This window comes from Pseudomonas sp. SG20052 (genome assembly GCF_031766055.1).
GTDB lineage: Bacteria > Pseudomonadota > Gammaproteobacteria > Pseudomonadales > Pseudomonadaceae > Aquipseudomonas > Aquipseudomonas mandelii.
The window spans coordinates 1,444,017-1,470,235 of the sequence record NZ_CP134498.1; the positions used below are offsets into that span (position 1 = coordinate 1,444,017).

The 26,219-nt window shown below is 60.6% G+C and carries 25 protein-coding genes and 1 pseudogene; 13 read left to right on the plus strand and 13 right to left on the minus strand.

The features are described 5' to 3' along the window. Positions 1-72: 72 nt before the first annotated feature. Entirely contained in the window at positions 73-2,523 is a 2,451-nt protein-coding gene (locus tag RHP74_RS06455) for a penicillin acylase family protein (RefSeq protein ID WP_311098414.1), read from the minus strand. 179 nt (positions 2,524-2,702) lie between these two features. Between RHP74_RS06455 and RHP74_RS06460 the strand changes: the two genes are divergently transcribed. Continuing rightward, entirely contained in the window at positions 2,703-3,260 is a 558-nt protein-coding gene (locus tag RHP74_RS06460) for a cysteine hydrolase family protein (RefSeq protein WP_311098416.1), read from the plus strand. Between the two features lie 121 nt (positions 3,261-3,381). Here RHP74_RS06460 and RHP74_RS06465 read toward each other — a convergent pair whose 3' ends face one another. The 4 genes and pseudogenes from RHP74_RS06465 to RHP74_RS06480 all read right to left on the minus strand — a co-directional run bounded on the left by RHP74_RS06465 (position 3,382) and on the right by RHP74_RS06480 (position 5,105). Further along, the gene (locus RHP74_RS06465) at positions 3,382-3,591 is read right to left on the minus strand and encodes an SEC-C metal-binding domain-containing protein (protein WP_145307512.1); all 210 of its coding nucleotides are present in this window, start codon (positions 3,589-3,591) and stop codon (positions 3,382-3,384) included. Then, positions 3,588-4,082, minus strand: a complete 495-nt coding sequence (locus RHP74_RS06470) for an LEA type 2 family protein (RefSeq protein WP_311098419.1) — start codon at positions 4,080-4,082, stop codon at positions 3,588-3,590. The genes RHP74_RS06465 and RHP74_RS06470 overlap by 4 nt, the downstream gene beginning before the upstream one ends. Before the next feature lie 45 nt (positions 4,083-4,127). After that, positions 4,128-4,604, minus strand: a complete 477-nt coding sequence (locus RHP74_RS06475; protein WP_010462636.1) for a YchJ family protein — start codon at positions 4,602-4,604, stop codon at positions 4,128-4,130. A gap of 4 nt (positions 4,605-4,608) precedes the next feature. After that, positions 4,609-5,105, minus strand: a pseudogene (locus RHP74_RS06480) (DUF6231 family protein). A gap of 189 nt (positions 5,106-5,294) precedes the next feature. Here RHP74_RS06480 and RHP74_RS06485 point away from each other — a divergent pair. The 4 genes from RHP74_RS06485 (at position 5,295) to RHP74_RS06500 (ending at position 7,971) form a co-directional block, all read left to right on the plus strand. After that, positions 5,295-5,990: an OmpA family protein gene (locus RHP74_RS06485; protein ID WP_311098422.1), complete on the plus strand. Its 696-nt coding sequence runs from the start codon at positions 5,295-5,297 to the stop codon at positions 5,988-5,990. 90 nt (positions 5,991-6,080) lie between these two features. Beyond that, positions 6,081-6,794 (plus strand): OmpA family protein, encoded by a 714-nt coding sequence (locus tag RHP74_RS06490; protein WP_010462630.1) that lies wholly within the window; start codon positions 6,081-6,083, stop codon positions 6,792-6,794. 147 nt (positions 6,795-6,941) lie between these two features. Continuing rightward, positions 6,942-7,220 carry a DUF1145 domain-containing protein gene (locus RHP74_RS06495; protein ID WP_010462628.1) on the plus strand — a complete coding sequence of 93 codons (279 nt, stop codon included), beginning with the start codon at positions 6,942-6,944 and terminating at the stop codon, positions 7,218-7,220. Beyond that, on the plus strand, positions 7,213-7,971 hold the full coding sequence (locus tag RHP74_RS06500) for a collagen-like protein (protein WP_311098426.1): 759 nt from the start codon (positions 7,213-7,215) through the stop codon (positions 7,969-7,971). The genes RHP74_RS06495 and RHP74_RS06500 overlap by 8 nt, the downstream gene beginning before the upstream one ends. Positions 7,972-8,092: 121 nt before the next feature. On the opposite strand, the gene RHP74_RS06505 is transcribed toward RHP74_RS06500, so the two are convergent. After that, positions 8,093-8,557 (minus strand): CopD family protein, encoded by a 465-nt coding sequence (locus RHP74_RS06505; RefSeq protein WP_083374886.1) that lies wholly within the window; start codon positions 8,555-8,557, stop codon positions 8,093-8,095. Positions 8,558-8,656: 99 nt separating this feature from the next. On the opposite strand from RHP74_RS06505, the gene dinG reads away from it, so the two are divergent. The 5 genes from dinG to pdxH all read left to right on the plus strand — a co-directional run bounded on the left by dinG (position 8,657) and on the right by pdxH (position 16,650). Beyond that, the gene (dinG, locus tag RHP74_RS06510; RefSeq protein WP_077749573.1) at positions 8,657-10,801 is read left to right on the plus strand and encodes an ATP-dependent DNA helicase DinG; all 2,145 of its coding nucleotides are present in this window, start codon (positions 8,657-8,659) and stop codon (positions 10,799-10,801) included. 96 nt (positions 10,802-10,897) lie between these two features. Then, positions 10,898-13,408: a beta-galactosidase gene (locus RHP74_RS06515; protein WP_311098431.1), complete on the plus strand. Its 2,511-nt coding sequence runs from the start codon at positions 10,898-10,900 to the stop codon at positions 13,406-13,408. A 204-nt stretch (positions 13,409-13,612) separates the two neighbouring features. After that, positions 13,613-14,758: a serine hydrolase domain-containing protein gene (locus RHP74_RS06520; protein WP_077749571.1), complete on the plus strand. Its 1,146-nt coding sequence runs from the start codon at positions 13,613-13,615 to the stop codon at positions 14,756-14,758. A 113-nt stretch (positions 14,759-14,871) separates the two neighbouring features. Continuing rightward, positions 14,872-15,978 (plus strand): OmpA family protein, encoded by a 1,107-nt coding sequence (locus RHP74_RS06525; RefSeq protein ID WP_010462615.1) that lies wholly within the window; start codon positions 14,872-14,874, stop codon positions 15,976-15,978. A gap of 24 nt (positions 15,979-16,002) precedes the next feature. Beyond that, positions 16,003-16,650 (plus strand): pyridoxamine 5'-phosphate oxidase, encoded by a 648-nt coding sequence (pdxH, locus tag RHP74_RS06530; RefSeq protein WP_010462613.1) that lies wholly within the window; start codon positions 16,003-16,005, stop codon positions 16,648-16,650. A 5-nt stretch (positions 16,651-16,655) separates the two neighbouring features. Here the strand turns inward: pdxH and RHP74_RS06535 are convergent, their stop codons facing one another. Further along, the gene (locus RHP74_RS06535; RefSeq protein WP_077749569.1) at positions 16,656-16,892 is read right to left on the minus strand and encodes a hypothetical protein; all 237 of its coding nucleotides are present in this window, start codon (positions 16,890-16,892) and stop codon (positions 16,656-16,658) included. A 166-nt stretch (positions 16,893-17,058) separates the two neighbouring features. Between RHP74_RS06535 and RHP74_RS06540 the strand changes: the two genes are divergently transcribed. Continuing rightward, positions 17,059-17,523: a glycine zipper 2TM domain-containing protein gene (locus RHP74_RS06540; RefSeq protein WP_010462609.1), complete on the plus strand. Its 465-nt coding sequence runs from the start codon at positions 17,059-17,061 to the stop codon at positions 17,521-17,523. Positions 17,524-17,844: 321 nt separating this feature from the next. On the opposite strand, the gene RHP74_RS06545 is transcribed toward RHP74_RS06540, so the two are convergent. The 3 genes from RHP74_RS06545 to nhaA form a co-directional block, all read right to left on the minus strand. After that, positions 17,845-18,075 carry a hypothetical protein gene (locus tag RHP74_RS06545; protein ID WP_311098437.1) on the minus strand — a complete coding sequence of 77 codons (231 nt, stop codon included), beginning with the start codon at positions 18,073-18,075 and terminating at the stop codon, positions 17,845-17,847. Further along, positions 18,072-19,259, minus strand: coding sequence for a colicin E3/pyocin S6 family cytotoxin (locus RHP74_RS06550; protein WP_311098439.1), 1,188 nt, complete (start codon positions 19,257-19,259; stop codon positions 18,072-18,074). The genes RHP74_RS06545 and RHP74_RS06550 overlap by 4 nt, the downstream gene beginning before the upstream one ends. Before the next feature lie 120 nt (positions 19,260-19,379). Continuing rightward, on the minus strand, positions 19,380-20,567 hold the full coding sequence (nhaA, locus tag RHP74_RS06555; protein ID WP_311098441.1) for a Na+/H+ antiporter NhaA: 1,188 nt from the start codon (positions 20,565-20,567) through the stop codon (positions 19,380-19,382). 237 nt (positions 20,568-20,804) lie between these two features. Here nhaA and RHP74_RS06560 point away from each other — a divergent pair, with 237 nt between their 5' ends. Further along, positions 20,805-21,902, plus strand: coding sequence for a PLP-dependent cysteine synthase family protein (locus RHP74_RS06560; RefSeq protein ID WP_311100439.1), 1,098 nt, complete (start codon positions 20,805-20,807; stop codon positions 21,900-21,902). Between the two features lie 115 nt (positions 21,903-22,017). On the opposite strand, the gene RHP74_RS06565 is transcribed toward RHP74_RS06560, so the two are convergent. The 3 genes from RHP74_RS06565 to RHP74_RS06575 form a co-directional block, all read right to left on the minus strand. Beyond that, positions 22,018-23,631 (minus strand): NAD(P)/FAD-dependent oxidoreductase, encoded by a 1,614-nt coding sequence (locus tag RHP74_RS06565; RefSeq protein WP_077749565.1) that lies wholly within the window; start codon positions 23,629-23,631, stop codon positions 22,018-22,020. Positions 23,632-23,725: 94 nt separating this feature from the next. Further along, complete coding sequence (locus RHP74_RS06570; protein ID WP_010462597.1) at positions 23,726-24,379, minus strand: COG3650 family protein; 654 nt, start codon at positions 24,377-24,379, stop codon at positions 23,726-23,728. Positions 24,380-24,560: 181 nt separating this feature from the next. Next, the gene (locus RHP74_RS06575) at positions 24,561-25,160 is read right to left on the minus strand and encodes a short chain dehydrogenase (RefSeq protein ID WP_083374876.1); all 600 of its coding nucleotides are present in this window, start codon (positions 25,158-25,160) and stop codon (positions 24,561-24,563) included. Between the two features lie 105 nt (positions 25,161-25,265). On the opposite strand from RHP74_RS06575, the gene RHP74_RS06580 reads away from it, so the two are divergent. Further along, positions 25,266-26,180, plus strand: coding sequence for a LysR family transcriptional regulator (locus RHP74_RS06580; protein WP_010462593.1), 915 nt, complete (start codon positions 25,266-25,268; stop codon positions 26,178-26,180). The last annotated feature ends 39 nt before the right edge of the window (positions 26,181-26,219 follow it).

Here is a 26,219-nt window from a genome sequence, read left to right on the forward strand (position 1 = left end):
GCGCCACTGGACGCGGAGCGTCCCTAGAGGCATTCCCACGCAGAGCGTGGGAACGATCAGTGGCGAAAGGGGTTACTTGCCGGGTGTCAGGGTCAACCGTGTCTTGCCGTACACCTTGTCAAAGTTCTGCGGTTGCATCGGCAGGCTCATGTATTGCCCCTTCAGCCATGGATCAATGCTGTCGAGGTAGTGCGGGCTCGCCGGGTTGCCGGACTGACCGGTGCTGTTCTGCCCCATCAGCGGTTCGGCCTGGCTGAAGTCCACGATAAAGCGCATGGCTGGCGCCAGCGTCGTGTTGAAGTCCTGACCCCAGGTGAAGGCCGCCGTGTTCAGCGTCGTGTGATCGCCGCCGGCCGCGAGCGGACCGCGCACGGTCTGGCCGCTGGCATTCTTCCACTCATAGCGGTGCAACTTGCCCCACTGCCAGGCTTTGTGATCGCCGCCCAATTGACTGTCACCGGCGCTGATCGCCGCCGCCAGACTGCGAGCGAGGATTGCCGGCTTGTCTTCTTTCTGCGGCGTGCGTGCGTCATCCCAGAACGGACTGTCTTCACGGCCCAGCAAGTGATCGGCCTGAGCCGCGTAGGACAACTTGCCGTTGGCGATAAAGGCTTTCCACGCCGGGCTGCTTTCCGGGCCCAGTTCGTCGAGGAAGATCTGTCTGGTGCTTTCCTGCAGGAACAGCTCGTAGATCGCCGCATCCGCAGAGGTCGGGCTGAGTTTGCCGTCGAAGGCCATCAAGCGGGTGTACGCCTCGCGAGCCTTGCCGCGATCGGCAACCGGCAGGGCTTCGATGGCTTGTTTGAGCGGCTGGGCCATGCCCGGCGCTTCAAACATTTTTTTCAGTTTGGCGGCGAACGTCGTGGTCTGGTCGTATTGCATCGCGATCACGCTGCGCGTGTCGTGTTTGCCCACACCCGCCAGTTCGGCCAGGCGTTCGCCACGTTCCGGAGCCGACCAGGAATTGGACAGCTGCATGCCGTAGCCATGGGGAATGACCCGCTGGTTGGCGGTGCCGAGCCAGCCTTGGGACGGGTCCTGGTCATACGGGTGGAGCATCGGGTCGGCGTAGCCGTCCCAATCGTAGCGACCTTCCCAGCCCGGCGACGGCAGCAGGCCTTCGCCTTCGCGACGGTTCGGGTAACGCCCGGTGACTTGCCAGCCGATGTTGCTGGCGTCGGCGAACACCAGGTTCAAGGCGATGGCGCGGATTTCACGGCTGGCGTCCGAGGCTTTCTCGACGGTCTGTGCCCGGGACAGGTCGAAAAACGCGTCCAGGGTTTTATCGTCGGTGAAATTCGGCGTCTGCAAAGCCAGGCCGAAACCATTGGCCAGCGTCATGCCCTGGGCGCTGTTGAGCAAAGGACCGTGGCGGGTTTCGTACACCACTTCGCGAATCGGCCGCTGGCCTTTGACGAAGTAGGTTTCGTTGCGCACGATCGCCGGCTGCCATTTGCCGCCGACTTCATAGGTGAGGCCGTTGCCCTGGCGTTTGATTTTTTCCAGGAACAGGTCCTGGTTGTCGCCCATGACCGAGGTCATGCTCCACGCCACTTTGCCGTTGAAACCGCCGAGCACCATGGGCAAACCGGCAATCGTCACGCCAGAGGCCTGGTACTTCGGTGCGCGAATCTGCACGTAGCTGAACAACGACGGCACACCCAAAGGCCCATGGCTGTCGCTGGCCAGCAGGCTTTTGCCACTGCGGCTGCGTTGCCGGCCGATGGCCCAGTTGTTCGACGAGGTGGCGCCCAGCAGATTCAGGTCGGACAGTTGCCCGGTGGCTTTGCTGATTTGCGTCAGGCCCGGGATGGCGCCATTGAGCTTGATGCCCTGCAGTTTTTCAGCTTCGCCCAGCGGCAGTTTTTCGTCGGGGGCGGACGGCGTCAGCCACCCGAGTTTGTCCGTGGTGACGGTCTGGGCCAGCATCAGCGCGTTGATTTCTTCCGGCAGGTTGGCCGACTGACTGAAGTTCATCAGGCAGAAAATCAGCGCCGAGTCTTCCGGTTGCCAGTATTCAGGCTTGTAACCGCTGGCGGCGAGGTCGGCCGGCAGCTTGTCGCGGAAACGGAACAGGTAGGCGTTGACGCCGCGCGCATAGACTTCGAAGAAGCGTTTGAGGCGCGGCGACGATGCCTTGTACAACTCGCCCGCGCTTTTCTTCAGATTGACGGCGCGCATGTAGCGGTCGGCGTCCAGCAGGTCCGAACCTGACATCTCTGACAAACGGCCCTGGGCCAACAGGCGCAAGGTGACCATTTGCGTGATGCGGTCGCTGGCGTGGACATAACCGAGGGCGAACAGGGCGTCGTGGAAGCTGTTGCTCTCGATCAGCGGCATGCCCATGGCATTGCGGCGCACCGAAACGTTCTGCGCCAGGCCCTTGAGCGGCTGTACGCCGGTGGTCGGCGGGAGGGTGTCCTGGGTGTTCCAGGTCTGACAACCGGTCAGGCTCAAAACACCGGCCACTGCTGCGGCAACGCCGAACCGGGGAAGAAAATGTGTAAGGGCTGGCGAGGCCATGGCAAAGCTCCTGCGGGGGGGTAGCGTCATTAAAGGCGCTACGTTAGTGAGCAGGAGGAGGGCGCGCAAGCAGGGTGTCAGGTTATTTCAGGATTTGTCCGATAAACACAATCTTGCCTGTAAGAGGAAGTGATGCTGAAGTGCCTGAAATTCAATGACCTGTTGTGAGAAAAGTCGGCATGGAGCTTAAGACCAACGCAGCACTGATCATCATCGACCAACAAAAAGGCATTTTGCAGCCCCGGCTCGGTTGCCGAAATAATCCTCAGGCCGAGGAACGAATTGTCGATTTGCTGGCGTATTGGCGGCGAACCGGACGGCCGGTGATTCATGTGCAGCACCTGTCCCGTTCACCGGAATCGGTGTTCTGGCCGCAGCAAGCAGGCGTTGAGTTTCAGGAACGCTTCATGCCCCAGGCCGGCGAACAACTGATTCAGAAACAGGTACCGGATGCATTTTGTGCGACCGGGCTGGAGGCGAGTTTGCGCGAGGCGGGGATTGAGCAGTTGATCATCGTTGGCGTTGCGACCCATAACTCGGTGGAGTCCACGGCGCGAACGGCCGGGAATCTGGGATTTGACGCGTGGGTGGCGGAGGATGCGTGCTTTACGTTCGACAAGGCCGATTATTTTGGCCATGCGCACTCAGCCGAGGAAGTGCATGCGATGTCGCTGGGGAATTTGCACGGAGAATATGCGACGGTCGTGAGTACTGCACAGATATTGAAGGCTGGCTGAGTTCCCTGCGGGAGCGACGCACCGTCGCTCCCGCAGGGGGGATGCGTGCACAGAACCAATGTGGGAGCGGGCTTGCTCGCGAAGTCGATTCAAGCGGCGAAGAAGTTTTTCGCCCGAAGCATCAAGCGCCGTGGCACTTCTTGAATTTCTTGCCGTTGCCGCATGGGCAAGGGTCGTTGCGGCCGACATCTTTCAGGGTGTTGCGCACCGGTTCCTGGTGGGCGTGGCCGCAGTTCGGGCCGTGGACATGGCCGTGGTCGTGATCATGGTGGTCGTGATGGTCATGATCGTGGTTGCAGTCAGGGCCATGGACATGGGGTTGCTGGGTCATCGGTTCTGCTCCGGAATTAAATCGGCGGGGATTATCACGCCATTGCGCGCCAGGTGCACGTAGTGCGCGATGAATAAACCGGTTTCCATTTCACCTTCCAGACGATAGGGGATGGGCTGATCGGGTTTTTTCAGCATTTTCACCAGGTCCCGCACCTTGGGCCACAGGTTGGTGCGGATCGGCACCTTGAAATAGGCGCTGCGTTTGGGGCCGACGGTGAACCAGTGTTCATGCTCGCCTTCGGCCAACAGCAGGTCGCCCAAGTGAATACGGTACTCGAGGCCGCGCACCGTCAGGTCGCTGTCATTGGGATTGTCGACGCGAAAGTGCAGAATGAATTTCTGCTCCAGCAGTTTGGCGCGGACCACTTCAACCTTCACCAGGTGCACCTGCGGGTCCGGCAGATCGTCTCCGAACCAGGACGCGCAGCCGCCGAGCCCCAGAAAGAGGAGCGAGGTGAAGAGAAAAAGTGCAAGGCGCCGGGTGATCATGGTCGTGTTTCTCCCTAGAACCCAGTCTAGCCCTTTGGAATCACCTCACGCGCCGAAATACCCCGCGCAACACTTCTTGAATTTCTGCCCGCTGGCGCACGGGCAGGCATCGTTGCGTCCGGCCTTGAGTGGCACGGTGGGGTCGATGAAGTACCAGTGCCCGGCGTTCTGCACGAACGAGGAGCGCTCGCGGTGGCTGTGTTCACCCCCACCGTCATGCCAGCGTGCGGTGAACGTGACGAATGCGTGTTCCGGTTGACCGCCCAATACCTCGGAGCTTTCCACCTCCAGACCCAGCCAGGTGCTTTGCGCGCTCCAGTCGCTGATGGACTGGCGATCCAGGCCGGCCTGTTGCGCGGGCAGGGTGGTTGCCACCAGATAGTCGATCAAACCCAGCACATAAGCGCTGTAGCGCGAGCGCATCAAGGCTTCGGCGCACGGCGCCGGATGCCCGGCATGGTAATGGCCGCAGCAGGCATCGAGCAGGGTGCCGCTGCCGCAAGGGCAAATGGATGTACTCATTGCGTTACCACCAATATTTCCCGAAGTTTTCCGGATTGGCCCAGAACCGCGAGTTGAGCCAGTCGGGCACCTGTTTATAGTCAAGCAGATCGTAGGTGAACAGCGTCAGCACTTGTTCATCGCGCTGGAAGCGTTCACTGGCTTGCAAGGCCAGGGAAAAGAAATCCGTCTCCTGCCAGCCGCTGGCCGGCAAATCCGCCAGCACCGCAATGCGGCTGGCGTTCAGATTACGGATCCCGCCTAAAAGATTCAGACCGTCACGCTTTGGCAGGTGTTCAAGGCAATCGACCACCAGCGCCAGATCAAAGCGGCGCGCCGCCAGTTCGGCCGGCAGTGCACCCGGTGCCGCATGCGCCACGCAGCTGTCCGGGTGCGCGAGCTTGAACGCCTCAAGTGCGGGAATTCGCTGGCGCCGATCAACAACAGGCGCGCGGGGGCGTATCGATCAAGCAAAGCGGCCAACGCCTGCTGGGGCGTGCGCGAAGAAATACCTGCAATCATCAGAGTTCCTCAAAAAGAGCACCAAGACTAGCCTGCCCAAACGTGCGGGCCTAGAGCGGGTTTGCACCAAAATCGGCGAACGGCCGTGAATACGTGACAAAACAGCGGTGGCCTATTGCTGGCGGAGATTAAAACTCCGGTCTTTACTCCCTGAATCGGTTTCAAGCCGATCCCTCAGGAGAAAACTAGATGAGCATAGTTCGGACAGCATTACCCTTGGTTCTGCTAACCAGTGTGTTGACTGGTTGCGCAGGTTTGCAGAAAACCGACTGGCCGACCTGTGCAGGGGTCGGTGGTGTCATCGGTGCGGGTCTCGGTGCGACCGAGAGTACGGCATGGGCGGGGTATGGCGCGCTGGCCGTCGGCAGTTTCGCCGCGGCTTATTGCTGGGTGCATGGCGATGGTGACGAAGACGGCGATGGTGTGCCGGACAGTCGCGACAAGTGTCCGGGTACGCCTCGAGGCGTGAAGGTCGATGCCGACGGCTGCCCTCCACCGGTACCTGCGCCAATGGTCGAAGAAGTCGTGGTGGTCAAGGAAGAAGTCATTGTCATCCGCGATGTCCACTTCCAGTTCGACAAAGCCACACTCACGCCTGCCGATAAAGATGTACTCAACACAATCGCCACGCGCCTGAAACAGGAAGCCTCCACCGCTCAATTGACCGTGACCGGCCATACCGACAGCGTGGGCAGTGATGCCTACAACCAGAAACTGTCGGATAAGCGTGCTCACTCGGTGGTTGAATACCTCATCCAGCAAGGCGTCCCACGCAGCAGCTTCGTGTCTGTGACCGGTGCCGGTGAAAGCCAGCCGGTGGCCGATAACAAAACCGCTGACGGCCGTGCGCAGAACCGTCGCACGGAAATCAAAATCAACCGCTAAGTCCCATCCGCTCCGCGGCTTGTGCAGTCGCGGATGCGGGTCTTTACTCCTGTGTAACCGGTATGGGCCGGTAACACAGGAGCTTTCACAATGAGCGTTCTCACAAGGACCGTCTTGCCGGTTCTGCTGCTAGGCAGCCTGTTGACCGGTTGCGCCACTCACAGCGATGGCACCGCCCCTCTCAATCAACGTACCTGGCCGATCTGCAGCCTCATCGGCGGACTGGTCGGCGGCGGTCTGGGCGCGATTGAAAGTGCCGGCTGGGCAGGCGGTGGCGCAGCACTCGGTATCTTGACCGGTGGCTTGATCTGTTACGCCCAGGATGGCGATGAGGACGAAGACGGCGTTTTCGATCGGCGTGATCGTTGCCCCGATACCCCGGCCAATACGCCTGTCGAACACCATGGTTGTCCGCTGCCGCAGTACCCGGCCAGCGTGAAACCTGTCGAAGTTGTTGAGCCCGAAGTCATCACGCTGCCCAGCGACGTGCTGTTTGCCTTCAACAAGTCTGACCTGAGTCCCGCCGCGCAGAGTCAGTTGGATTCGCTGATGTCCAAACTGCAATTCGCCGATGTGGTGAGCATCAAGGTGATCGGTCATACCGACAGCGTCGGTTCGGATGAATACAACCAGGCACTTTCGGAGCGTCGCGCCAGCAGTGTGGCGGCTTATCTGTTGAGCCAGGGCATTGCGCCGAGCAAACTCACCAGCGAAGGCAAAGGCGAAAGCCAGCCGTTGGCCGACAACGAAACGGATGAAGGACGCGCGAAAAACCGTAGGGTGGAGTTACACATTAATCGCTAAGCCCCGAAATAGAGCCGTCGGACAACAGTGGCTGTTGATTCGACGGCCATTCGGCGGCCTTCATGAAGAATTTTCTGTTGCCCTCTGGCTTATCCCTCGCGGAAGCCGTTACTGTGCGCGCAAAGAATAATTCTCAACGGGGGGCGTATGAAGGTGTTTTGGGGGCTGGGGAAGTTGTTGACCCTGCTGTTTTGGCTGGTGGTGCTGGTCAATCTGCTGATGCCGTTTGTCAATCCGTTGCACCTGCTGGTCAATCTGGCTGGCGGCGTGTTGGCGTCTCTTCATCTGCTTGAGGCGGTGTTCTGTTTCCGCAGCCTCAGAGGTCGCGCCCACCCTTGGCGTGATCGCTTGAAGATCCTGTTTTTCGGCGTATTCCACCTGCAAACCCTCCCGGCTCCGACCGTATCGAAGGCTTCCCATGCGTAAACTCTGTCTGCTCGCCGCACTCATCAGCCCATTGGCCTGCGCCCAGGTGGTCAGTGTCGAAACCAATTCATTGATGCGCCTGCCCAACACCGCCAGCACCTTGCAGCTTGAACGCCTGGAAGTCGCCGATTACGGCACTTTGTTGATTCCTTCGAACGTGACCGAAGTCACCGTCGGCGAATTGCATCTGGGGCGTGAGGCGCGGATCGCCATCGTGCCAAGTGAACAGGTACTGGAATTGAAAGTCAGTCGTGCTGAATTGTCTGAAGGCAGCCAGATCACGGCTCGTGGGGCGCCGGGGACTTACCTCAAGGCCGCTCGCTCCGGACGCAACCTGAATTTGCAGATCAAGGTACTGAATGCACCGCTGTTGTCGGTAGACGCTCGCGGTGGCGCGGGCGCGCCAGGTTTTGTCGGCCTCGATGGGGCCAACGGTCAGGCGCCGGGTTGCACATGGGGCCAGGCCGGCCGCGGTGCCGATGGCAGCAATGGCAGTGATGGTCAGCCGGGGGCGCCGGGGGCGCTGGTCAGGCTGGGAGTGCCACGGGATTATCCGGTTGAACAGATCAAGGTTCAGGTGGCGGGTGGTGCCGGTGGCATCGCGGGGCCTGGCGGCAAGCCGGGCGCGGGCGGCAAGGCCAAGGGCTGCCTCGTTTACGAGGCCGATGGCGGCAAAAGCGGTCGTCCTGGGATTGATGGACAGCCGGGGCCTGCGGGTGCGGCGGGTTCGGTGACCGTTCAAAGGTTGTAAGAACGACCGAGATCCTGTGGCGAGGGAGCTTGCTCCCGCTGGACTGCGCAGCAGTCCTATTTTGGGGCCGCTTCGCAACCCAGCGGGAGCAAGCTCCCTCGCCACAGTTGTACTGTTTGCTTTAGAACATCGGTCTGGCCGCAGCAATCGCCACCAGCACCAACCCGACAATCAAATTGATCCCCACCAACTTGCGAATCTTCCCAAGCGTCGCAGCCCCGGTCGGCCAATCCTGTGCGCCCACCGCCGTGCGCAACTCTGGCAGCAGCAACGCTTGAATCCGGATAAACAGCGCGGTCATCACCACATACAAGCCCATCATCACCTGCACATACCGCGGCGCCGCCTCAAACCCGGCGTATTGCAGATGAATCATGCCCACGCCACTGATCGGCAACAGCACCACCGCGACCCAGACCCAGCGGAAAAAACCTTGAAACACTTCCACCCACAGCTTCAAACGGGCAGGCCCCTCCAGCGCCTTCATCGCTGCAGGCCGCAAGACCATCCAGGCGAAAAACATACCGCCGACCCACACCAGGGCGGACAGGACGTGCAGGGTGTAAACGATGCCAAAAGGTGTCATTGAGGTACTCCGTTCTGCGCGGGATTAATTAGCGGGGTATGATAGCGGCCCATACGAACCACTGAAAATTTATCCAGCGTTTTTTGCGCCCGACAATCCATGATCAGCACCGAACTCAAAACCACGATCCAGGGCGCCTACTCGCGTTTTCTTGAAGCCAAGAGCCTCAAACCACGCTACGGCCAACGCCTGATGATCGCCGAAATTGCCAAAGTCCTCGGTGACATCGACACCGACGACGAAGGCCGGCGCAGTGGCGACCCCGCGATTGTCGCGGTGGAAGCCGGCACCGGTACCGGTAAAACCGTGGCCTACAGCCTGGCGGCGATACCCACCGCCAAGGCCGCCGGCAAACGCCTGGTCATCGCCACGGCCACCGTGGCCCTGCAAGAGCAGATCGTCTACAAGGATTTGCCCGACCTGATGCGCAACAGCGGTCTGAATTTCAGCTTCGCCCTGGCCAAGGGGCGCGGGCGCTACATGTGCCTGTCCAAGCTCGACATGTTGCTCCAGGAAGGTCACGCGCAAACCGCCACGGCTCAGCTGTTCGAAGAAGAAGGTTTCAAGATCGAGGTCGATGAGGCCAGTCAGAAGCTCTTCACCAGCATGATCGAGAAGCTCGCCGGCAATAAATGGGACGGCGACCGCGACAGTTGGTCCACCGCCCTGGAAGACGCCGACTGGGCGCGCCTGACCACCGATCACAGCCAGTGTACTAACCGTCATTGCCCCAACTTCGGCCAGTGCGCCTTCTACAAGGCCCGCGAAGGCATGGGCAAGGTTGACGTGATTGTCACCAACCACGACATGGTCCTGGCAGACCTGGCGTTGGGCGGCGGCGCCGTGCTGCCGGACCCGCGCGATACCATTTACGTATTCGACGAAGGCCACCACCTGCCGGACAAGGCCATCGGCCATTTCGCCCACTACACGCGCCTGCGTTCCACCGCCGACTGGCTGGAAACCACCGCCAAGAACCTCACCAAACTACTGGCCCAGCATCCGCTGCCGGGTGACCTGGGCAAGTTGATCGAGCAGGTGCCGGAGTTGGCTCGCGAGATCAAGACCCAGCAGCAGTTCATGTTCACCGCGTGCGAGCAGGTGGCCGATTTCAAGCCCGGCGAAGACGTCGAAGGCCGCGAACGCCCGCGTCACCGTTTCGTCGGCGGGGTGATTCCCGAGCACATGCGCGAAATGGGCGTCGAGCTGAAGAAGGGCTATGCCCGTCTGACCGACCTGTTCACCCGGCTCACCGAACTGCTCAAGGAAGGCATGGACGGCGAGGTCAACATCGGCATCGCCAGCAACCAGGCCGAAGAGTGGTATCCGCTGTTCGGCAGCCTGTTGTCCCGTTCTTCGGGCAACTGGGAATTGTGGGTCGCGTTCACCGCTGAAGACCCGGAAGACAACCCGCCCATGGCCCGCTGGCTGACCCTGGCCGAAAGCGGTTCGCTGTTCGACATCGAGGTCAATGCCAGCCCGATCCTCGCCGCGGAAATGCTCCGGCGCAACCTGTGGAACGTCGCTTATGGCGCACTAGTGACTTCGGCGACCCTGACCGCTCTCGGCACCTTCGACCGTTTCCGCATGCGTGCCGGCCTGCCAAAAAAAGCCGTGACTGCCGTGGTCCCGAGCCCGTTCCATCATGCCGACGCCGGTGTGTTGCGGGTGCCGGACCTGAAAGCCGACCCGCGTGACGCACCGGCCCACACCGCCGCGATCATCCGTGACTTGCCAGCCTTGGTGGAAGGTTCGCGCGGCACCCTGGTGCTGTTCTCCTCGCGCAAACAGATGCAGGACGTGTTCGACGGCCTGGACCGCGACTGGCGCAAGCAAGTGTTCATTCAAGGCAACCTGTCGAAACAGGAAACCCTGAACAAGCACAAGGCGCGTGTTGATGGCGGAGACTCCAGCGTGCTGTTCGGCCTGGCGAGTTTTGCCGAAGGGGTCGACTTGCCCGGTGCGTATTGCGAACACGTGGTGATCGCGAAGATTCCGTTCTCGGTGCCCGACGACCCGGTCGAAGCGGCCCTGGCCGAATGGATTGAAGCCCGTGGCGGCAATCCGTTCATGGAAATCTCCGTGCCCGACGCTTCGCTGAAACTGGTCCAGGCCTGCGGTCGCTTGCTGCGTACCGAGGAAGACCGCGGCACCATCACCCTGCTGGATCGGCGCCTGGTCACCCAGCGCTATGGCAAAGCAATCCTCAACGCATTGCCGCCATTCCGTCGCGAAATTTCCTGAAACACCGGTGGGCTTTTTTGCCCACCGCGTTGTCTATCGTTCAGCCACCACCTTTCCATTGGCCCATTGAGGGTCGTTCGGGAGAAACACGTTCCTATGATTCGCTGTTCGTTGCCTGCTGTTTTCGCCCTGATGTTCGCAGCCCCTTTGCTGGCAGCCCCTGCCGGCCAACAGACGCTGTTCAACTTTGTGCGCCCCGCCGATGTGGTCCAGGTGGCAACTCAGGATGCCAGCCTGCCGCAATCCAATGCGGAGCAAACGGCCGAAGGTGAAGTGCTGCGTCGGGTGACGTTCAACCCGGTGGCGCAACCGACCTTGCGTCTGACCCCGCAAACCGGCGCCTGGGACTGGTCCCAGTCAGGTGTCATGAGCTTGCGCATTCAGAGCGCGATGGACTGGGCCGTGACCCTGTACGTGAAAATCCAGAGCAACGATGGCAAGACCCTGATCAGTCGTGTCGACTTGCCCGCCGGACCGGCGCAGACCCTGTTGGTGCCGCTGCAACCGAGTTCGCCGCTGAGCCAGGGCATGAAGGCCGGGCCGCCGATGCCGATGACGTTTGACGGCCAACGGGTATTGCTGGCCAGCAGCGCCGGTGAGCTGGATCGCAGCCAGGTGGTGTCGGTGACGTTGTCGATGGATCAGCCGAAAGTAGCTCAAAGTATCCTGCTTGAGCGCTTCGGCGTGCAGGACGGTGAAGCGGTGACCAAGGCGGCATACGGCGGCCTGGTGGACGCTTACGGTCAATCGACCCGGGCCAAATGGCCGGAGAAGGTCGGTAGCGATGAGCAACTGAAAAGCGCCGCCGCCAAAGAACGGCAACAAACCAGAACCTGGCTCGCCGAGCGCCAGAAGTTGTCCCTGGACAAGTTCGGCGGCTGGAACAAAGGCCCGACGTTCAAGGCCAGCGGTTTTTTCCGCACGGAAAAACGTGACGGTCGCTGGTACCTGGTGACCCCGGAAGGGCATCCGTTCTATTCGCTGGGGGTCAATACCGTTACCCCGAACGTCAACCAGACCTACATCGCCGGCCGCGAGTGGATGTTTGAATCCCTGCCAAAACCGGAAGAACCCTTGGCCAGTCATTATGGCGAAGGCGACAACCGTGGTGGCAACGGCGCCGATCAGGGCCGTGGTTATAACGCCGGTCGCTGGTACGATTTCTATGGCGCTAACTTGCAGCGCCTGTACGGCGAACCGTGCGCGCTGGGCAGCGACACCAAGGCCGGTGTCGCCGAAGCGGCCAAGGCTGATGCGGTCGAGGCCACGGCCGACAAGGCCGCCGATCAACCTGTCGCACCTACGACTGCCGAATCCGGCGTCGCCGAAGCCGCCAAGACCGGCGCGGAGGAAGCGACCGTCGCCAAAGCCGTCGAGCAAAAACCTGCTGAACCCTGCAAAGCCGTGGTTGATGAACAACGCTGGGCCAGCCATACCCTGGACCGCCTGCAAGCCTGGGGTTTCAACACGGTCGGCAACTGGAGCGCTCCGGCGCTGGCCAATGCTGACCGTGTGCCGTACACCTTGCCGCTGTCGATCGTCGGCGATTACGCCAGCATCAGCACCGGCACCGATTGGTGGGGCGGCATGCCCGACCCGTTCGACCCACGCTTCGCCATGGCCACCGAACGCGCCGTTGCCATCGCCGCCCGCGACCATCGCGACGATCCCTGGCTGATCGGTTACTTCGCCGACAACGAACTGGCCTGGGCCGGCCCCGGCGACGATCCGAAAGCCCGTTACGCACTGGCCTACGGCACCTTGAAAATGACCACCGACGTGCCGGCAAAACGGGCGTTTCTCAAGCAGTTGCGCGACAAGTACCGCAATCAGGCCGGCCTTTCCAAGGCGTGGGGCATCGACTTGCCGGCCTGGGAATTGATGGAAGACCCGGGTTTCGTGCCGCCGCTGCCGAGCGCCGAACACCCGGAAATCGAGGCTGATTTCAAATACTTCCAGAAGGTCTTCGCCGATACCTACTTCAAGACACTCTCCGATTCGCTCAAGTGGCACGCTCCGAACCAGTTGCTGCTGGGCGGTCGCTTCGCCACCAGCACCCCGGAAGCCGTTGAGTCCTGCGCCCAGTATTGCGACGTACTGAGCTTCAACATGTACACCCTGCAACCGCAAGACGGCTATGACTTCGCCAAATTGCGCAGCCTGGACAAACCGGTGCTGATCACCGAGTTCAACTTCGGCTCCGCTGATCGCGGTCCTTTCTGGGGCGGCGTGACGCAATTGGCCAAGGAAGAAGACCGTGGCCCGGCTTATGCCAACTTCCTCAAACAGGCGCTGAGCGAACCGTCGATTGTCGGCGTGCACTGGTTCCAGTACCTCGATCAACCGGTGACCGGACGTCTGCTGGATGGCGAGAACGGTCACTTTGGCCTGGTGGGCATTACCGATCTGCCGTTCCAGGGCTTTGTCGACAGCGTGCGCAAGAGCAACCTGGCGACCGTTGACCAGTTGGGCAAGGAGGCTGAGAAGGCCAAGGCTGAAGCGGATAAAGCCAGCCATGAAGGCGAGGGCGGTAAAAAAGGTGATGCGGGCAAAGGCGTGGGGCAAGGTGTGGGCCATGCCGGCGGCCATTCGGCCAACGGTCACTGAGTTCTGCTCGACCGCGTTATCGTTCTTCGCGAGCAGGCTCGCTCCCACCATGGTCCTGCGTGATCCCTGGGGAGCGAGCCTGCACGACAAATTTCTGATCCAATCCATGGGCAACCGACCGCCCGGCTCACGCCTGTTCCCAAAACCTTCAATGGCTGGAACAATGCGGGCCACTTTGTAGAACGATAGTCCGGGGAGTTGCGGGTGCAGATTCAGGGTCATTACGAGCTTAAGTTCGAAGCAGTGCGTGAAGCGTTCGCGGCGCTGTTCGACGATCCTCAGGAACGTGGCGCGGCGTTGTGCATCCAGGTCGGTGGCGAAACCGTCCTCGACCTCTGGGCCGGTACCGCCGACAAGGATGGCCTTGAAGCCTGGCACAGCGACACTATCGCCAACCTGTTCTCCTGCACCAAGACCTTCACTGCCGTCACCGCCCTGCAATTGGTGGCCGAAGGCAAGTTGCAACTGGATGCCCCGGTGGCGCGCTACTGGCCCGAATTCGCCGCTGCCGGCAAAGACTCCGTCACCTTGCGCCAGTTGCTCTGCCATCAGGCCGGTCTGCCGGCACTGCGCGAGTTGCTGGCACCCGAAGCGCTCTACGACTGGTACACCATGGTCGATGCCCTTGCTGCCGAAACGCCGTGGTGGACACCGGGCGAAGGCCACGGTTACGCGGCAATCACCTATGGCTGGCTGGTGGGCGAGTTGCTGCGCCGTGCCGACGGTCGTGGGCCGGGCTCATCGATTGTGGCGCGGGTCGCCAAGCCGTTAGGGCTGGATTTCCATGTGGGCCTGGCGGACGAAGAGTTCCATCGCGTGGCGCACATCGCCCGCGGCAAGGGCAACGTTGGCGATGCGGCGGCCCAGCGCTTGCTGCAAGTGACTATGCGCGAGCCGACCGCCATGACCACCCGGGCCTTCACTAACCCGCCGTCGATCATGACCAGCACCAACAAACCCGAATGGCGCCGGATGCAACAACCCGCCGCCAATGGCCACGGTAACGCCCGTAGCCTTGCTGGTTTCTACGCCGGCCTGCTTGATGGCAGCCTGCTGGAAAGCGAAATGCTCGAGGAACTGACCCGCGAACACAGCCTTGGCGAAGACAAGACTTTATTGACCCGGACCCGTTTTGGCCTGGGTTGCATGCTCGATCAACCGGACGTTCCCAATGCGACTTACGGCCTCGGCCCGCGTGCATTCGGCCATCCGGGCGCTGGCGGCTCCATCGGTTTTGCCGACCCGGAACATGATGTGGCCTTCGGATTTGTGACAAATACACTGGGGCCTTACGTCTTGATGGATCCGCGCGCGCAGAAGCTTGCGCGGGTACTGGCCACTTGTCTGTAATACGCACTCTCGGGCTCCAGGGCCGGAACCCGAAGGCCATTATGGTTTCCAACCGTCTGTTTATCCGGTCACGCCGGCCTGATTTTTTATGATTTCATTTTTGTGGATATCCAATGTCATTCAATAAAACCACCCTTGCCTTGGCCCTGTGTGTCGCGATCACCGGTTGTGCACAGACCCCACAAAGTGATTCGGATGGCAGCAGCTGGTGGCCGTTCGGCTCCTCCGACAAAGTCGCAGCGAAAGAGCCGGCTCCGGCCCCGACCCCAGCCCCTTTGAAAACGGCCGCCGCGGCTCCAGTGACCAAAGCTGAAAGTTCCAACCCTTGGTATTGGCCGTTCGGCTCCGATGAAGCGCTCGACAAAAAGCCGGAAGTAAAACCCGAAGCCAAGCCTGTCGAAGTGGCCAAGGCTGAAGCTGAAGCCGGTGGAAAGTGGTGGTGGCCGTTCGGGGGTAAAGATCAACCCACCGCCAAAGCCGTGCCGATGCCGGATCCTAAAGTCACTCAAGCCTGGCTCGACGACTACGAGCCGCGCCTGCGTGAAGCGATCAAGGACAGCAATCTGCAACTTGAGCGTCGTGAAAACGTATTGGTCGTGACCGCGCCGGTAGAAGGCTCGTTCAACCCGGACCGTCCGGCCATGTTGCTGCCCGTTACCCTAGGCCCGTTCACTCGCGTCGCGAAAATCCTGGAAGTCGATCCTAAGACCGCCGTCCTGGTACTGGGTCACAGTGATACCTCGGGCGCCGCACCGGCCAACGTCAAACTGAGCCAGGAGCGTGCGCAAGCCGTCGCTGCTATCTTCCGCCTCAGCGGTTTGCAGCGTGATCGCCTGATGCTGCGCGGCATGGGCGGTGAAGCCCCTCGTGCAGCCAACGACAGCAACGAAGGTCGCTCCTTGAACCGTCGTGTGGAATTGCTGGTGACTCCGCAAAACACCATGGTCGCGTTGCTGAGCAAGTACAACATGCCGGCTCCGGCGCCCGTTCGCCTGGTCGCTGCCCAGGACGTCAAGCCAGTGGTCAAGCCTGTCACGCCTGCACCTGCGGCGAAAAAAGCGGCTGTGCCTGCTGCGAAAAAAGCCCCGGCCAAGAAAGCCGCCAAGGCTCCAGCCAAGAAGACACCGGCTAAAACCGCGACCCCGGCGAAAAAGACTGCCCCAGCAAAAGCCGCAGCGGCTGACAAGAAAGTCGCCGCTGCCGATGCTGCAAAGAAGTGATTCGTTAACCAAAAGGAATGCGCCATGACCCAGGGCCTGGCTGATATGCGTCGCGACTACACCCGTGACGGTCTGACCGAGGCGCAAGCTCCGGCCGAGCCGTTCGGACTGTTCCATCAGTGGTTTGCGGACGCGGTGAAAACCGAGCAACCGCCGGTGGAGGCCAATGCCATGACCCTGGCCACCGTCGATCAGGACGGTCGGCCGCATTGCCGCATTCTGCTGCTCAAGGGCCTGGACGAAGAGGGTTTCACCTTCTTCACCAACTACGACAGCGCCAAAGGCCAGCATCTGGCGGCAAACCCGTTCGCCGCCATGACGTTTTTCTGGCCGACCCTGGAGCGCCAGGTGCGCATCGAAGGGCGGGTGGTGAAGGTTACGGCTGAAGAGTCCGACGCCTATTTCCAGGTCCGCCCGCTGGGCAGTCGTCTCGGTGCCTGGGCTTCGCCCCAGAGCCGGGTGATCGCCGATCGTGCTGAACTGGAAGCGCTGCTCAAGAACACCGAGCAACGTTTCAGCGACACTCAACCGCACTGCCCGGAACATTGGGGCGGTTACCGCTTGCTACCCGAGCGCATCGAGTTCTGGCAAGGCCGTCCGAGCCGCCTGCACGATCGCCTCAACTACCGTTTGCAAGGCGCCGACTGGATTCTTGAACGTCTGGCACCTTAAGCAGTCTACCGATCGGGATAGCCTGCCGCAGCGGCTTCAAGCCACTGGGGCAGGTCCCGGCGCTTGATCTTCTGCGCCTGAGCGCTTGCCAGTTGCTCGAGCATGAACGCTTTTTTCTGCTCGTCTTTACCCGCCAGCGCCAACGCCAGATCGCGGTCCATCCAGCGTTTGATCCGCACGTACAGCCACCAGTGGAAGTACAAACCGGCGACCGTGGTGACAACAATGATGAAGTAATCCATGAAAATCCTTGGGTCAGTGGGGCAGGTTTTTCGGTTTGCCGCTACTGTGTGGTGAGTTCCGAGGCGCCTGTACCGAGCCTGAATGAAACCAATTTTATCCGGGCGATGCCGTGACAGACGTCAAGCTGCGGAGTTTAATGAATACTTGTCCTTTGGAGTTGATGCTATGCGTAAGTCTGTTCTGCTGGTTGCTTCCTTTTCCACGATGGCGATGTTGCTTACCGGCTGCCAATCAAGCCTGACCGGTGACTCCTATTCCCGTGACGAAGCGCGTCGTGTGCAGACCGTTCGCATGGGCACCATCGAATCCTTGCGTCCGGTGAAAATCGAAGGCACCAAGACCCCGATCGGCGGCGCAGCGGGCGCAGTCGTCGGCGGTGTCGGCGGTAGCGCCATCGGCGGCGGTAAAGGCAGCATCGTCGCTGCGGTCATCGGCGCCGTGGCGGGCGGCCTGCTCGGTTCAGCCACTGAAGAAGGCCTGACCCGCACCCAAGGCGTGGAAATCACCGTCCGTGAAGACGACGGCAGCATGCGCGCCTATGTGCAGCAGGTTCAGGAGAATGAAGTGTTCCGCGTGGGCGAGCGGGTACGGATTGCGACGGTTGACGGTACGAGCCGCGTTACGCACTAAGCGGGAACGAGCGGTAAAAGAAAACCCCGGCCGGGTGACTGGTTGGGGTTTTTTGTGCGAGTAGAAAATTACTTGCTTGCATGGCTTCCGATCTGAAAATCGTACTGCGGGTCGTAGAACGTAATGCCGATCAGAGCTTCCAACTGCGTTATCTGAGCACTATCAAGATCGTAACCATAGATTTTGTCTTCTGGTTCGCCCCATTTCATTACTAGTCTCGGTTGTTCAATATTCTCCCTGGGGATGGCACTTCAAACACTAAAAACTCTGTTTTTTTATCGAAGACCTCAACTGCATGGCGTACATCTGGATAGCTCCGAGTCATTCTGTGCATACCAGTTGTACGATGTTATTTGCACTCATGAGGGATTTTCCTGTCCAGTCTTCCAATACCTTTACTTGTTCTGCAGACAAGTCGTGACCGTCGAATTCGTCGTCCGGTTGCTGCCAGTTCATCAGCACTCTCAAATCTTTACGTCGACTGGCAGGGACCTCTACGGTAAGAAGCAGATCTTCAGTCTGACGGTCGAAAACCTCTATTACATGTTTCATTTTTCTACTCTCCTTGCCGGGTCGGCAGGTTTTGTCTGCTCTCCGGTTTCCGGGTTGTACTCTCCCAGATGTTTTCCTTGTTTCGTGTACAACTCAACCTTGCCATGTTGTGAGTCCCATTCATAAATTCTTCCTGACGGATCCTTCCAGCGTCTGCGTTTTTTGCCGCCGCCCCGCACGGAAGTTTTCATCGGCGCAGGTTTTATATCTGGAAAAGCTGGTAATGCTGTTGGCGCAGGGTAGTACTTCAGGTCTCCCGCGACACTCAGAACGATGTAGACCGGTTGCACCCCCGACCCCACCGGAAACACAAGAATGAAATCCTTGTAATCAGGCGGATACACCGGATTCACAATAATCCCGTCAGCCGCTTTCGTCGGCGGATACACCCAAATATGCGGCGCTTGCGGAGCAGCCTCCAGCGCCGGAATCCCAAGGATGTCTGAACCATCCACTGCCGGTGTCCAGATCAGCTCAACCCCATCCCCTAGATCCGCCACCTGCTGACTGTCGCGCAAGGTGAACTGCACGACATCGACCATTTCCCAATCGCGGTTCTTGCCGGTGTAGAAGCCATAACCCTTGAGACGGCCATCCGCCTGTTGCTCGACCTGCAAGCGAACGCGGGTCCTGGCCTGTTTCAGAGCGCGCAACTGATCTTCGGTATACAGCGCGCTGTCGCCCAGGCTTGGCGTCCAGAACAGCGCGACCACCGTAGCCAGCGCGGTGGCCCCGGCGGCGCCGATTGCGGCCACCGGAGCCGCGAGCGTCGGAGCACTCAGGGCGAGTCGGCCAATGCCGAGCGAGAGCGTACTGCCGCTGATGGTTTCGAGATTCAGCAGCCCGGCATCGTCCGCTTCGCGGGCACCTAGCCAGGCGATTTCCCCGTAATCCTTGAGGCAGTCGGTGGGTACCATGCCCGAAGGATTCGAGTAGTCGATGATGGCGTCCGGCAGTTTGCAGGACTTGGCGAAGACGCATCCAGCACGAGCCGATTCGTCCCTTTTGGGGGCGATCTCACGACTGAGCTCGAAGGCCTCTTGCCTGGCGAGCATGGCGTCGTAAGCGTTTTGTCGGGCGTCCCGCTCGGCCAGTTCGGAGGCCGTCATGAAGCGGTGAGTGACGTGGTGTCCGTCGCCGGACGGTGGGTTTTTAACCCGGGGGATATCCTTGTTTCCAGCCATTGATCTTCCTTGCGCTCGCACATCGACAGCCCCGGATAAGGGGCTGTGCGACGTTAACGAACGAGGTCAAACGTGGCTGTAGGACGAATCCTGATTGTCGTTAAGAGGGTTCTCTTTCGCTCAGGATGGCAGTGCGGTGCGCTTGCGGCTCGCTGCCGCTGTCACCGCATAACCGATCAATGCCGCCAGAATCGAACCGGTCAAAATACCCATCCGGTCCATTCCGGCGTATTCACTGACACCCGGCTCGAAGGCCAGGGAGCCGACAAACAGGCTCATGGTGAAGCCGATACCACAGAGGATCGCGACACCCAGCACCTGGCCCCAGTTGGCGCCTTGGGGCAGGGCGGCGATGCCAATTTTCACGGCCAGCCAGGTCAGGCCGAACACACCGACGGTTTTGCCCAGCAGCAGGCCCACCGCAATGCCCATCGGCACGTGGTGAGTGAAGCTTTCCATGGTCACGCCGCTGAGCGACAGGCCGGCGTTGGCGAAGGCGAACAGCGGCAGAATGCCGTAGGCCACCCAGGGATGCAGGGCGTGTTCGAGGGTCAGCAGCGGTGACGGTTCGGCATTTTTTGTGCGCAAGGGAATGCAGAACGCCAGGGTCACACCAGCCAGCGTCGCGTGGACGCCGCTCTTGAGCACGCAGACCCAGAGGATCAAACCGATGATCATGTACGGCCCGAGCTTGACCACGCCGAGCCGGTTCATCGCGATCAAGGCGACGATGCACGACGCAGCCAATGCCAGCGAAAGTGTCGACAGCGTGCCGGAGTAGAAGATCGCAATGACGATAATGGCGCCGAGGTCGTCAATGATCGCGAGGGTCATCAGGAACAGTTTCAGCGACACCGGCACGCGCTTGCCTAGCAGGGCGAGAACGCCGAGGGCGAAGGCGATGTCAGTGGCCATCGGAATGGCCCAGCCACTCAGGGCTGCCGGGTTGTCACGATTGAGAAACCAATAGAGGAGTGCCGGAACGACCATGCCGCCAATCGCTGCCGCGCCGGGCAGGACGATCTGCGAAGGTTTCGACAGCTGGCCGTCGAGGACTTCGCGCTTCACTTCCAGGCCGATCAGCAGGAAAAACAGGGCCATCAGGCCGTCGTTGATCCACAGCAGCGCCGGTTTGGCGATTTGCAGCGCACCGATCTGCGCCACCACCGGCGTGTCGAGGAAACTGCTGTACAGCCACGACAACTGGGAGTTGTTGATGATCAAAGCCAGGGCTGCCGCGGCGATCAATAACAGACCGCTGGCAGCTTCCAACTGAAAGAAACGCGTGAAAGTGCTACGCAGAGGCAAGGTCGCTCTCCATCGAAAAATCAAAAAGGTGGCACACCCTAACCCGTACCGTTAGTTGTTAAAACAAAAGTTATATTCTTTTTTGTTATATACCGTTGCAGCGCGAGGGGTTGGCACGGAGATGAGCCTAGCAGTTGCCAAACGTATTGGGCCTCAGCTGTATCTGTGCGTGGCGTGGGATTTTTCCTAAGCTTATGGGCTGAGCCTTGCACGAAGGCCGACTCAACGAGAAAAACCATCATGAGCGACAACCGACAGTGGGCCCGCGAAGCCATCCGGATCATCGAAGCCGACTTCCAGCGCAGCGCCGACACCCACCTGATCCCTTTGCCGCTCCCGGGGTTTACGGGCATCGAGCTGTACTTCAAGGACGAGTCCAGCCATCCCACCGGCAGCCTCAAGCACCGACTGGCGCGCTCGTTGTTCCTCTATGCCTTGTGCAACGGCTGGCTCAAACCCGGCGCGCCGGTGATTGAAGCGTCCAGCGGTTCGACGGCGATTTCCGAGGCTTACTTCGCCAGGTTGCTGGGCTTGCCGTTCATTGCGGTGATGCCGGCGACCACGTCCAAAGAGAAGATCGCGCAGATCGCGTTCTACGGCGGCAAGAGTCATCTGGTCGACGATCCGACGCAGATCTACGCCGAGTCCGAGCGCCTGGCCCGCGAACATGACGGGCATTTCATCGACCAGTTCACCTATGCCGAACGCGCCACTGACTGGCGGGCGAACAACAACATCGCCGAGTCGATCTTCCAGCAAATGCGTTTTGAACGGTACCCGGAGCCGAGCTGGCTGATTTCCAGCCCCGGCACCGGCGGCACCACCGCGACGCTGGGTCGATACGTGCGTTATCGCCAGCATTGCACCCGCGTGTTGTGCGCCGATGCCGAGCGTTCGGTGTTCTTCGATTTCTACAAGACGGGGGATGCCAGCCTGCGACTGGACCATGGTTCTCGGATTGAAGGCATTGGCCGGCCACGGGTCGAGGCGTCGTTTCTGCCCAAGGTGATCGATGCGATGGTCAAGGTGCCGGACGCGTTGTCGCTGGCAGCCATGCATTACCTGGCGCAACATTTGGGACGGCGTGTCGGCGGGTCGAGCGGGACCAACCTGATCGGTGCCTTGATGGCGGCCGGGCAGATGGCAGCGGCGGGGGAGTCGGGGTCGATCGTGGCGATTCTGTGCGACGGCGGCGAGCGGTATGAGACCAGCTATTACGACCAGGATTGGCTCAAGGCCCAAGGGTATGAGTTGAGTGGGTTGATGGAGGTTGTGGCGGGGAGTGTCGAGCGCGGTGAACCGCTTCCCACCAACGTTTTACGCGCGAATATCTGATACCACCCCCCTGTAGGAGCGAGGCTTGCCCGCGAAGAAGTTGACGCGGTCTTCCTAAAAGACCGCATTATCGTTCTTCGCGAGCAAGCCTCGCTCCGACAAGTGGGGTGTTATTTCAGGCTTCCAGGCCGAGGATGTCGCGGGCCACGGCTTCGGCGATCCGAATCCCGTCGACACCCGCCGACAGAATCCCGCCCGCATAACCCGCGCCTTCACCCGCCGGGAACAGACCTTTCACGTTCAGGCTCTGCATCGACTCGTTGCGGGTAATGCGCAGCGGCGACGAGGTGCGCGTCTCGATCCCGGTCAACACCGCGTCATGCAGCGAGTAACCGCGAATCTGCTTTTCGAACGCCGGCAGAGCTTCACGAATGGCTTCAATGGCAAACGCAGGCAGAGCCAGCGCCAGATCACCCAAGGCAACACCCGGTTTATAGGACGGTTCTACGCTGCCCAACTCGGTGGACGGCTTGCCGGCGATGAAGTCACCGACCAACTGCGCCGGGGCTTCGTAGTTGCTGCCGCCCAACACGTAAGCGTGGGATTCCAGGCGTTCCTGCAACTCGATACCCGCCAGCGGGCCGCCCGGGTAATCGACTTCCGGGGTGATCCCGACGACGATCCCGGAGTTGGCGTTACGCTCGTTACGCGAGTATTGGCTCATGCCGTTAGTGACCACGCGGCCCGGCTCGGATGTCGCCGCTACCACGGTGCCGCCCGGACACATGCAGAAGCTGTACACCGAACGACCGTTCTTGGCGTGGTGCACCAGTTTGTAGTCGGCCGCCCCGAGTTTCGGGTGGCCGGCGTACTTGCCCAGGCGTGCGCGGTCGATCAGCGACTGCGGGTGCTCGATGCGGAAGCCCACCGAGAACGGCTTGGCTTCCATGAACACGCCACGGCTGTGAAGCATGCGGAAGGTGTCCCGGGCGCTGTGGCCCAAGGCAAGAATCACGTGTTTCGAATGAATCTGTTCGCCACCATTGAGCTCGACGCCGACCAGTTGGCCGTCCTCGATCAACACGTCGGTGACCCGCTGCTGGAAGCGCACTTCGCCGCCCAGCGCGCGAATCTGCTCGCGCATGTTTTCCACGACGCCGGTCAGTCGGAACGTACCGATGTGCGGTTTGCTGACGTAGAGGATTTCTTCCGGGGCGCCGGCCTTGACGAACTCGTGCAGGACTTTGCGACCGATGAATTTCGGGTCCTTGATCTGGCTATAGAGCTTGCCGTCGGAGAATGTCCCCGCGCCGCCCTCGCCAAACTGCACGTTGGATTCAGGGTTGAGTACGCTTTTGCGCCACAGGCCCCAGGTGTCTTTGGTGCGCTGACGCACTTCGGTGCCGCGTTCGAGGATGATCGGCTTGAAGCCCATTTGCGCCAGCAGCAGCCCGGCGAAAATCCCGCACGGACCAAAACCCACGACGACAGGACGTTGTTCAAGATCCGCCGGCGCCTGGCCGACCACTTTGTAGCTGACATCCGGTGCCACGTTGACGTTACGGTCATCGGCGAACTTGTGCAGCAACGCGGCCTCATCCCTGGCGGTGAGGTCGATGGTGTAGATGAAGCACAGTTCAGAGGACTTTTTGCGCGCATCGTAGCTGCGCTTGAACAAGGTGAAATCGAGCAGGTCATCGCTGGCGATGCCCAGGCGCTGCACGATGGCAGGGCGCAGGTCTTCATCGGGATGGTCGATCGGCAACTTGAGTTCGGTGATTCGTAACATGACGGGATCCGGTTCGCGGGGCGCACAACTGCGCCAAGGCGTTTGAAGGCGGCGATTATAAGCCCCAAACGCCGGTCCCGTGAGGCAAAAACGATCAGTCGTTACGCGAGCCGCCGAAATACCCGCAACCGCGTTGCACCTGACCATCGATGCGCAGCTCGGCGCTCATGTGCTGGACGCTGCCGGTGGTGCTGTCGACGCAACGTTGCGGCGCGACCCACAGTTCGATGTGCTGGTTATTGGCTTCGGTGCTGAGATTGAAACGGCCATCGCCCAGCTGTTCTTCAACATAGGGCACGGCCAGGGGCGGCTGGCCGGCACGGTCGATAACCATGCCTTTGCCGCTGACCTTGACGTTCCACTCTGGCGAGTGGCCGGCGGCGCGCAGGATCAGCAATTTGAAATTGGGATCGTCGCAGGCGGCGCCGGAGCGTTCGACGCGGTACAGCTGTTCAAGATCAAGGCGACTGTCGACGATTTGCCCACGCACGTCGGCGAACAGCTTGCCCTGGGCATCGGCGAGGGCCGCGGCCTCTTGCAAGACGCTGGTGCCACCGCTGTCATTGACCACATAACTGCGCTGTTCATTGCACGGCTGGAACAGCAACTTGCCGTCCGCTGCCGTCAACTGGCCCTGCAGGCGGGTCTGGCCCACGTGGGAGGCGCTTTCACGCGGGCCATCAAACAATTGGCAGGCGGCAAACAGCGGAAGCAGGGCGACAAGGACTAAGGAACGGGCAACACGCATCTTTGGCTCTCCAGACAAGTGCCGCCACGTTACGCAGCCTGACCGTTCATCACAACCCCGGCGATGTTCGATCTCCTGTAGGAGCGAAGCTTGCTCGCGAAGGGGCCAGTGCATCCAGCATCGTCATGAATGACAGAACGCTTTCGCGAGCAAGCTTCGCTCCTACAGTGAGGGTGGTGTGTCAGCCGACGTGAAAGGTCTGGCCGGTCTGTAGGCCCTCTACGCTTTTGGCGTAGGCCAATGCCACATCCGCTGCGGGAACCGGCTTGTAGCCCCGGAAGTACGGCGCGTAACTGCCCATGGCTTCGAGCAGAACGGTCGGGCTGATCGAGTTCACCCGCAAGCCGCGGGGCAGTTCGATGGCCGCCGCACGCACGAAGCTGTCGAGCGCGCCGTTGACCAATGCCGCCGAGGCGCCGCTGCGAATCGGGTCGTGGCTGAGCACGCCAGTGGTCAAGGTGAACGAGGCGCCGTCATTGGCGAATTCACGGCCGATCAGCAGCAGATTGACCTGGCCCATCAGCTTGTCTTTCAAGCCCAGCGCAAAGCTTTCTTCGCTCATTTCATCCAGCGGTGCAAAGGTCACGTTGCCGGCAGCGCAGACCAGCGCATCGAATTTACCGGTTTGCTCGAACAGCTTGCGGATCGAGGCGCTGTCGCTGATATCCACATTGAAGTCGCCGCTGTTACGGCCGATGCGAATGATGTCGTGGCGCTGGGACAGTTCCTTGTCGACCGCTGAACCGATGGTGCCACCTGCGCCTATCAAAAGAATTTTCATCGTGCTGTTCCTCGAAGTGGTTGAACGAGGTTGCAGTCTAGAGTGGTTTTTTCCATTGATAAGCGCGCTAATAGGCAACCTTTGGTTTTCAAATGGAAACAATCCATGAGCGAGATGGATGATCTGGCGGCGTTCGCGGTGTTGATCGAAGCGGGCAGTTTCACCCTGGCGGCGCAGCAATTGGGTTGCAGCAAGGGGCAGCTGTCCAAGCGCATCAGCTTGCTGGAAACACGGTTCTCTGTGGTCCTGCTGCAACGCACCACCCGCCGTTTGAGTTTGACGGCGGCGGGCGCGGCGCTGTTGCCTCAAGCCCAGGCGCTGGTGGTTCAAGTCGAGAAGGCGCGTCAGGCGTTGGCGCGGTTGAAGGACGACATGGCCGGGCCGGTGCGCATGACGGTTCCGGTCTCGCTGGGGGAAACCTTCTTCGATGGCTTGTTGCTGGAATTTTCCCGCCAATATCCCGAGGTGCAGATCGAGTTGGACCTCAACAACAGCTTTCACGATTTGTCCCGAGACGGTTTTGACCTGGCCATCCGCTCCGAAGTGGCCAATGACCAACGCTTGGTCGCGCGTCCTCTGCTGGCCTGGCACGAAATGACCTGCGCCAGCCCGGCCTATCTCGAACAGTACGGTGAGCCGCAGACGCCCCAGGCGTTGGCCGACCATCGCTGTCTGCTCAACAGCCATTACAGCGGTCGCGAAGAATGGCTGTATCACCAGCAGCACGAGTTGCTGCGGGTGCGGGTGTCGGGTCCGTTTGCCAGCAATCACTACAGCCTGTTGAAAAAAGCAGCGCTGGCAGGGGCCGGCATTGCGCGGTTGCCTTCCTACCTGCTGCAAACGGAATTGGCTGACGGGCGATTGCGCTGGCTCCTGCGTGATTATCAGACGCGGAGCATGCCGATGTACCTGGTGCATCCGTATCAGGGCGGACTGCCCAAACGCACGCAGGTGTTGGCGGACTACTTGATTGATTGGTTTAAACGCAGCGGCGAGGCATTGGCGCGTCTCCAGCAATAGCCGCCCACATCCACCCCTTGTAGGAGTGAGCCTGCTCGC

Excerpts from the sequence above, each read along its gene's own strand:
- RHP74_RS06540 (WP_010462609.1), top strand. The coding sequence starts at position 17,059 with ATGCGTAAGTCTGTTCTGCTGGTTGCTTCCTTTTCCACGATGGCGATG.
- RHP74_RS06465 (WP_145307512.1), bottom strand. The coding sequence starts at position 3,591 with ATGACCCAGCAACCCCATGTCCATGGCCCTGACTGCAACCACGATCAT.
- RHP74_RS06505 (WP_083374886.1), bottom strand. The coding sequence starts at position 8,557 with ATGACACCTTTTGGCATCGTTTACACCCTGCACGTCCTGTCCGCCCTG.
- RHP74_RS06455 (WP_311098414.1), bottom strand. The coding sequence starts at position 2,523 with ATGGCCTCGCCAGCCCTTACACATTTTCTTCCCCGGTTCGGCGTTGCC.
- RHP74_RS06470 (WP_311098419.1), bottom strand. The coding sequence starts at position 4,082 with ATGATCACCCGGCGCCTTGCACTTTTTCTCTTCACCTCGCTCCTCTTT.
- pdxH (WP_010462613.1), top strand. The coding sequence starts at position 16,003 with ATGACCCAGGGCCTGGCTGATATGCGTCGCGACTACACCCGTGACGGT.
- RHP74_RS06485 (WP_311098422.1), top strand. The coding sequence starts at position 5,295 with ATGAGCATAGTTCGGACAGCATTACCCTTGGTTCTGCTAACCAGTGTG.
- RHP74_RS06495 (WP_010462628.1), top strand. The coding sequence starts at position 6,942 with ATGAAGGTGTTTTGGGGGCTGGGGAAGTTGTTGACCCTGCTGTTTTGG.
- RHP74_RS06500 (WP_311098426.1), top strand. The coding sequence starts at position 7,213 with ATGCGTAAACTCTGTCTGCTCGCCGCACTCATCAGCCCATTGGCCTGC.
- RHP74_RS06570 (WP_010462597.1), bottom strand. The coding sequence starts at position 24,379 with ATGCGTGTTGCCCGTTCCTTAGTCCTTGTCGCCCTGCTTCCGCTGTTT.
- RHP74_RS06575 (WP_083374876.1), bottom strand. The coding sequence starts at position 25,160 with ATGAAAATTCTTTTGATAGGCGCAGGTGGCACCATCGGTTCAGCGGTC.
- RHP74_RS06565 (WP_077749565.1), bottom strand. The coding sequence starts at position 23,631 with ATGTTACGAATCACCGAACTCAAGTTGCCGATCGACCATCCCGATGAA.
- RHP74_RS06550 (WP_311098439.1), bottom strand. The coding sequence starts at position 19,259 with ATGGCTGGAAACAAGGATATCCCCCGGGTTAAAAACCCACCGTCCGGC.
- RHP74_RS06475 (WP_010462636.1), bottom strand. The coding sequence starts at position 4,604 with ATGAGTACATCCATTTGCCCTTGCGGCAGCGGCACCCTGCTCGATGCC.
- RHP74_RS06460 (WP_311098416.1), top strand. The coding sequence starts at position 2,703 with ATGGAGCTTAAGACCAACGCAGCACTGATCATCATCGACCAACAAAAA.
- RHP74_RS06525 (WP_010462615.1), top strand. The coding sequence starts at position 14,872 with ATGTCATTCAATAAAACCACCCTTGCCTTGGCCCTGTGTGTCGCGATC.
- RHP74_RS06490 (WP_010462630.1), top strand. The coding sequence starts at position 6,081 with ATGAGCGTTCTCACAAGGACCGTCTTGCCGGTTCTGCTGCTAGGCAGC.
- RHP74_RS06545 (WP_311098437.1), bottom strand. The coding sequence starts at position 18,075 with ATGAAACATGTAATAGAGGTTTTCGACCGTCAGACTGAAGATCTGCTT.
- RHP74_RS06535 (WP_077749569.1), bottom strand. The coding sequence starts at position 16,892 with ATGGATTACTTCATCATTGTTGTCACCACGGTCGCCGGTTTGTACTTC.
- dinG (WP_077749573.1), top strand. The coding sequence starts at position 8,657 with ATGATCAGCACCGAACTCAAAACCACGATCCAGGGCGCCTACTCGCGT.
- RHP74_RS06580 (WP_010462593.1), top strand. The coding sequence starts at position 25,266 with ATGAGCGAGATGGATGATCTGGCGGCGTTCGCGGTGTTGATCGAAGCG.
- RHP74_RS06515 (WP_311098431.1), top strand. The coding sequence starts at position 10,898 with ATGATTCGCTGTTCGTTGCCTGCTGTTTTCGCCCTGATGTTCGCAGCC.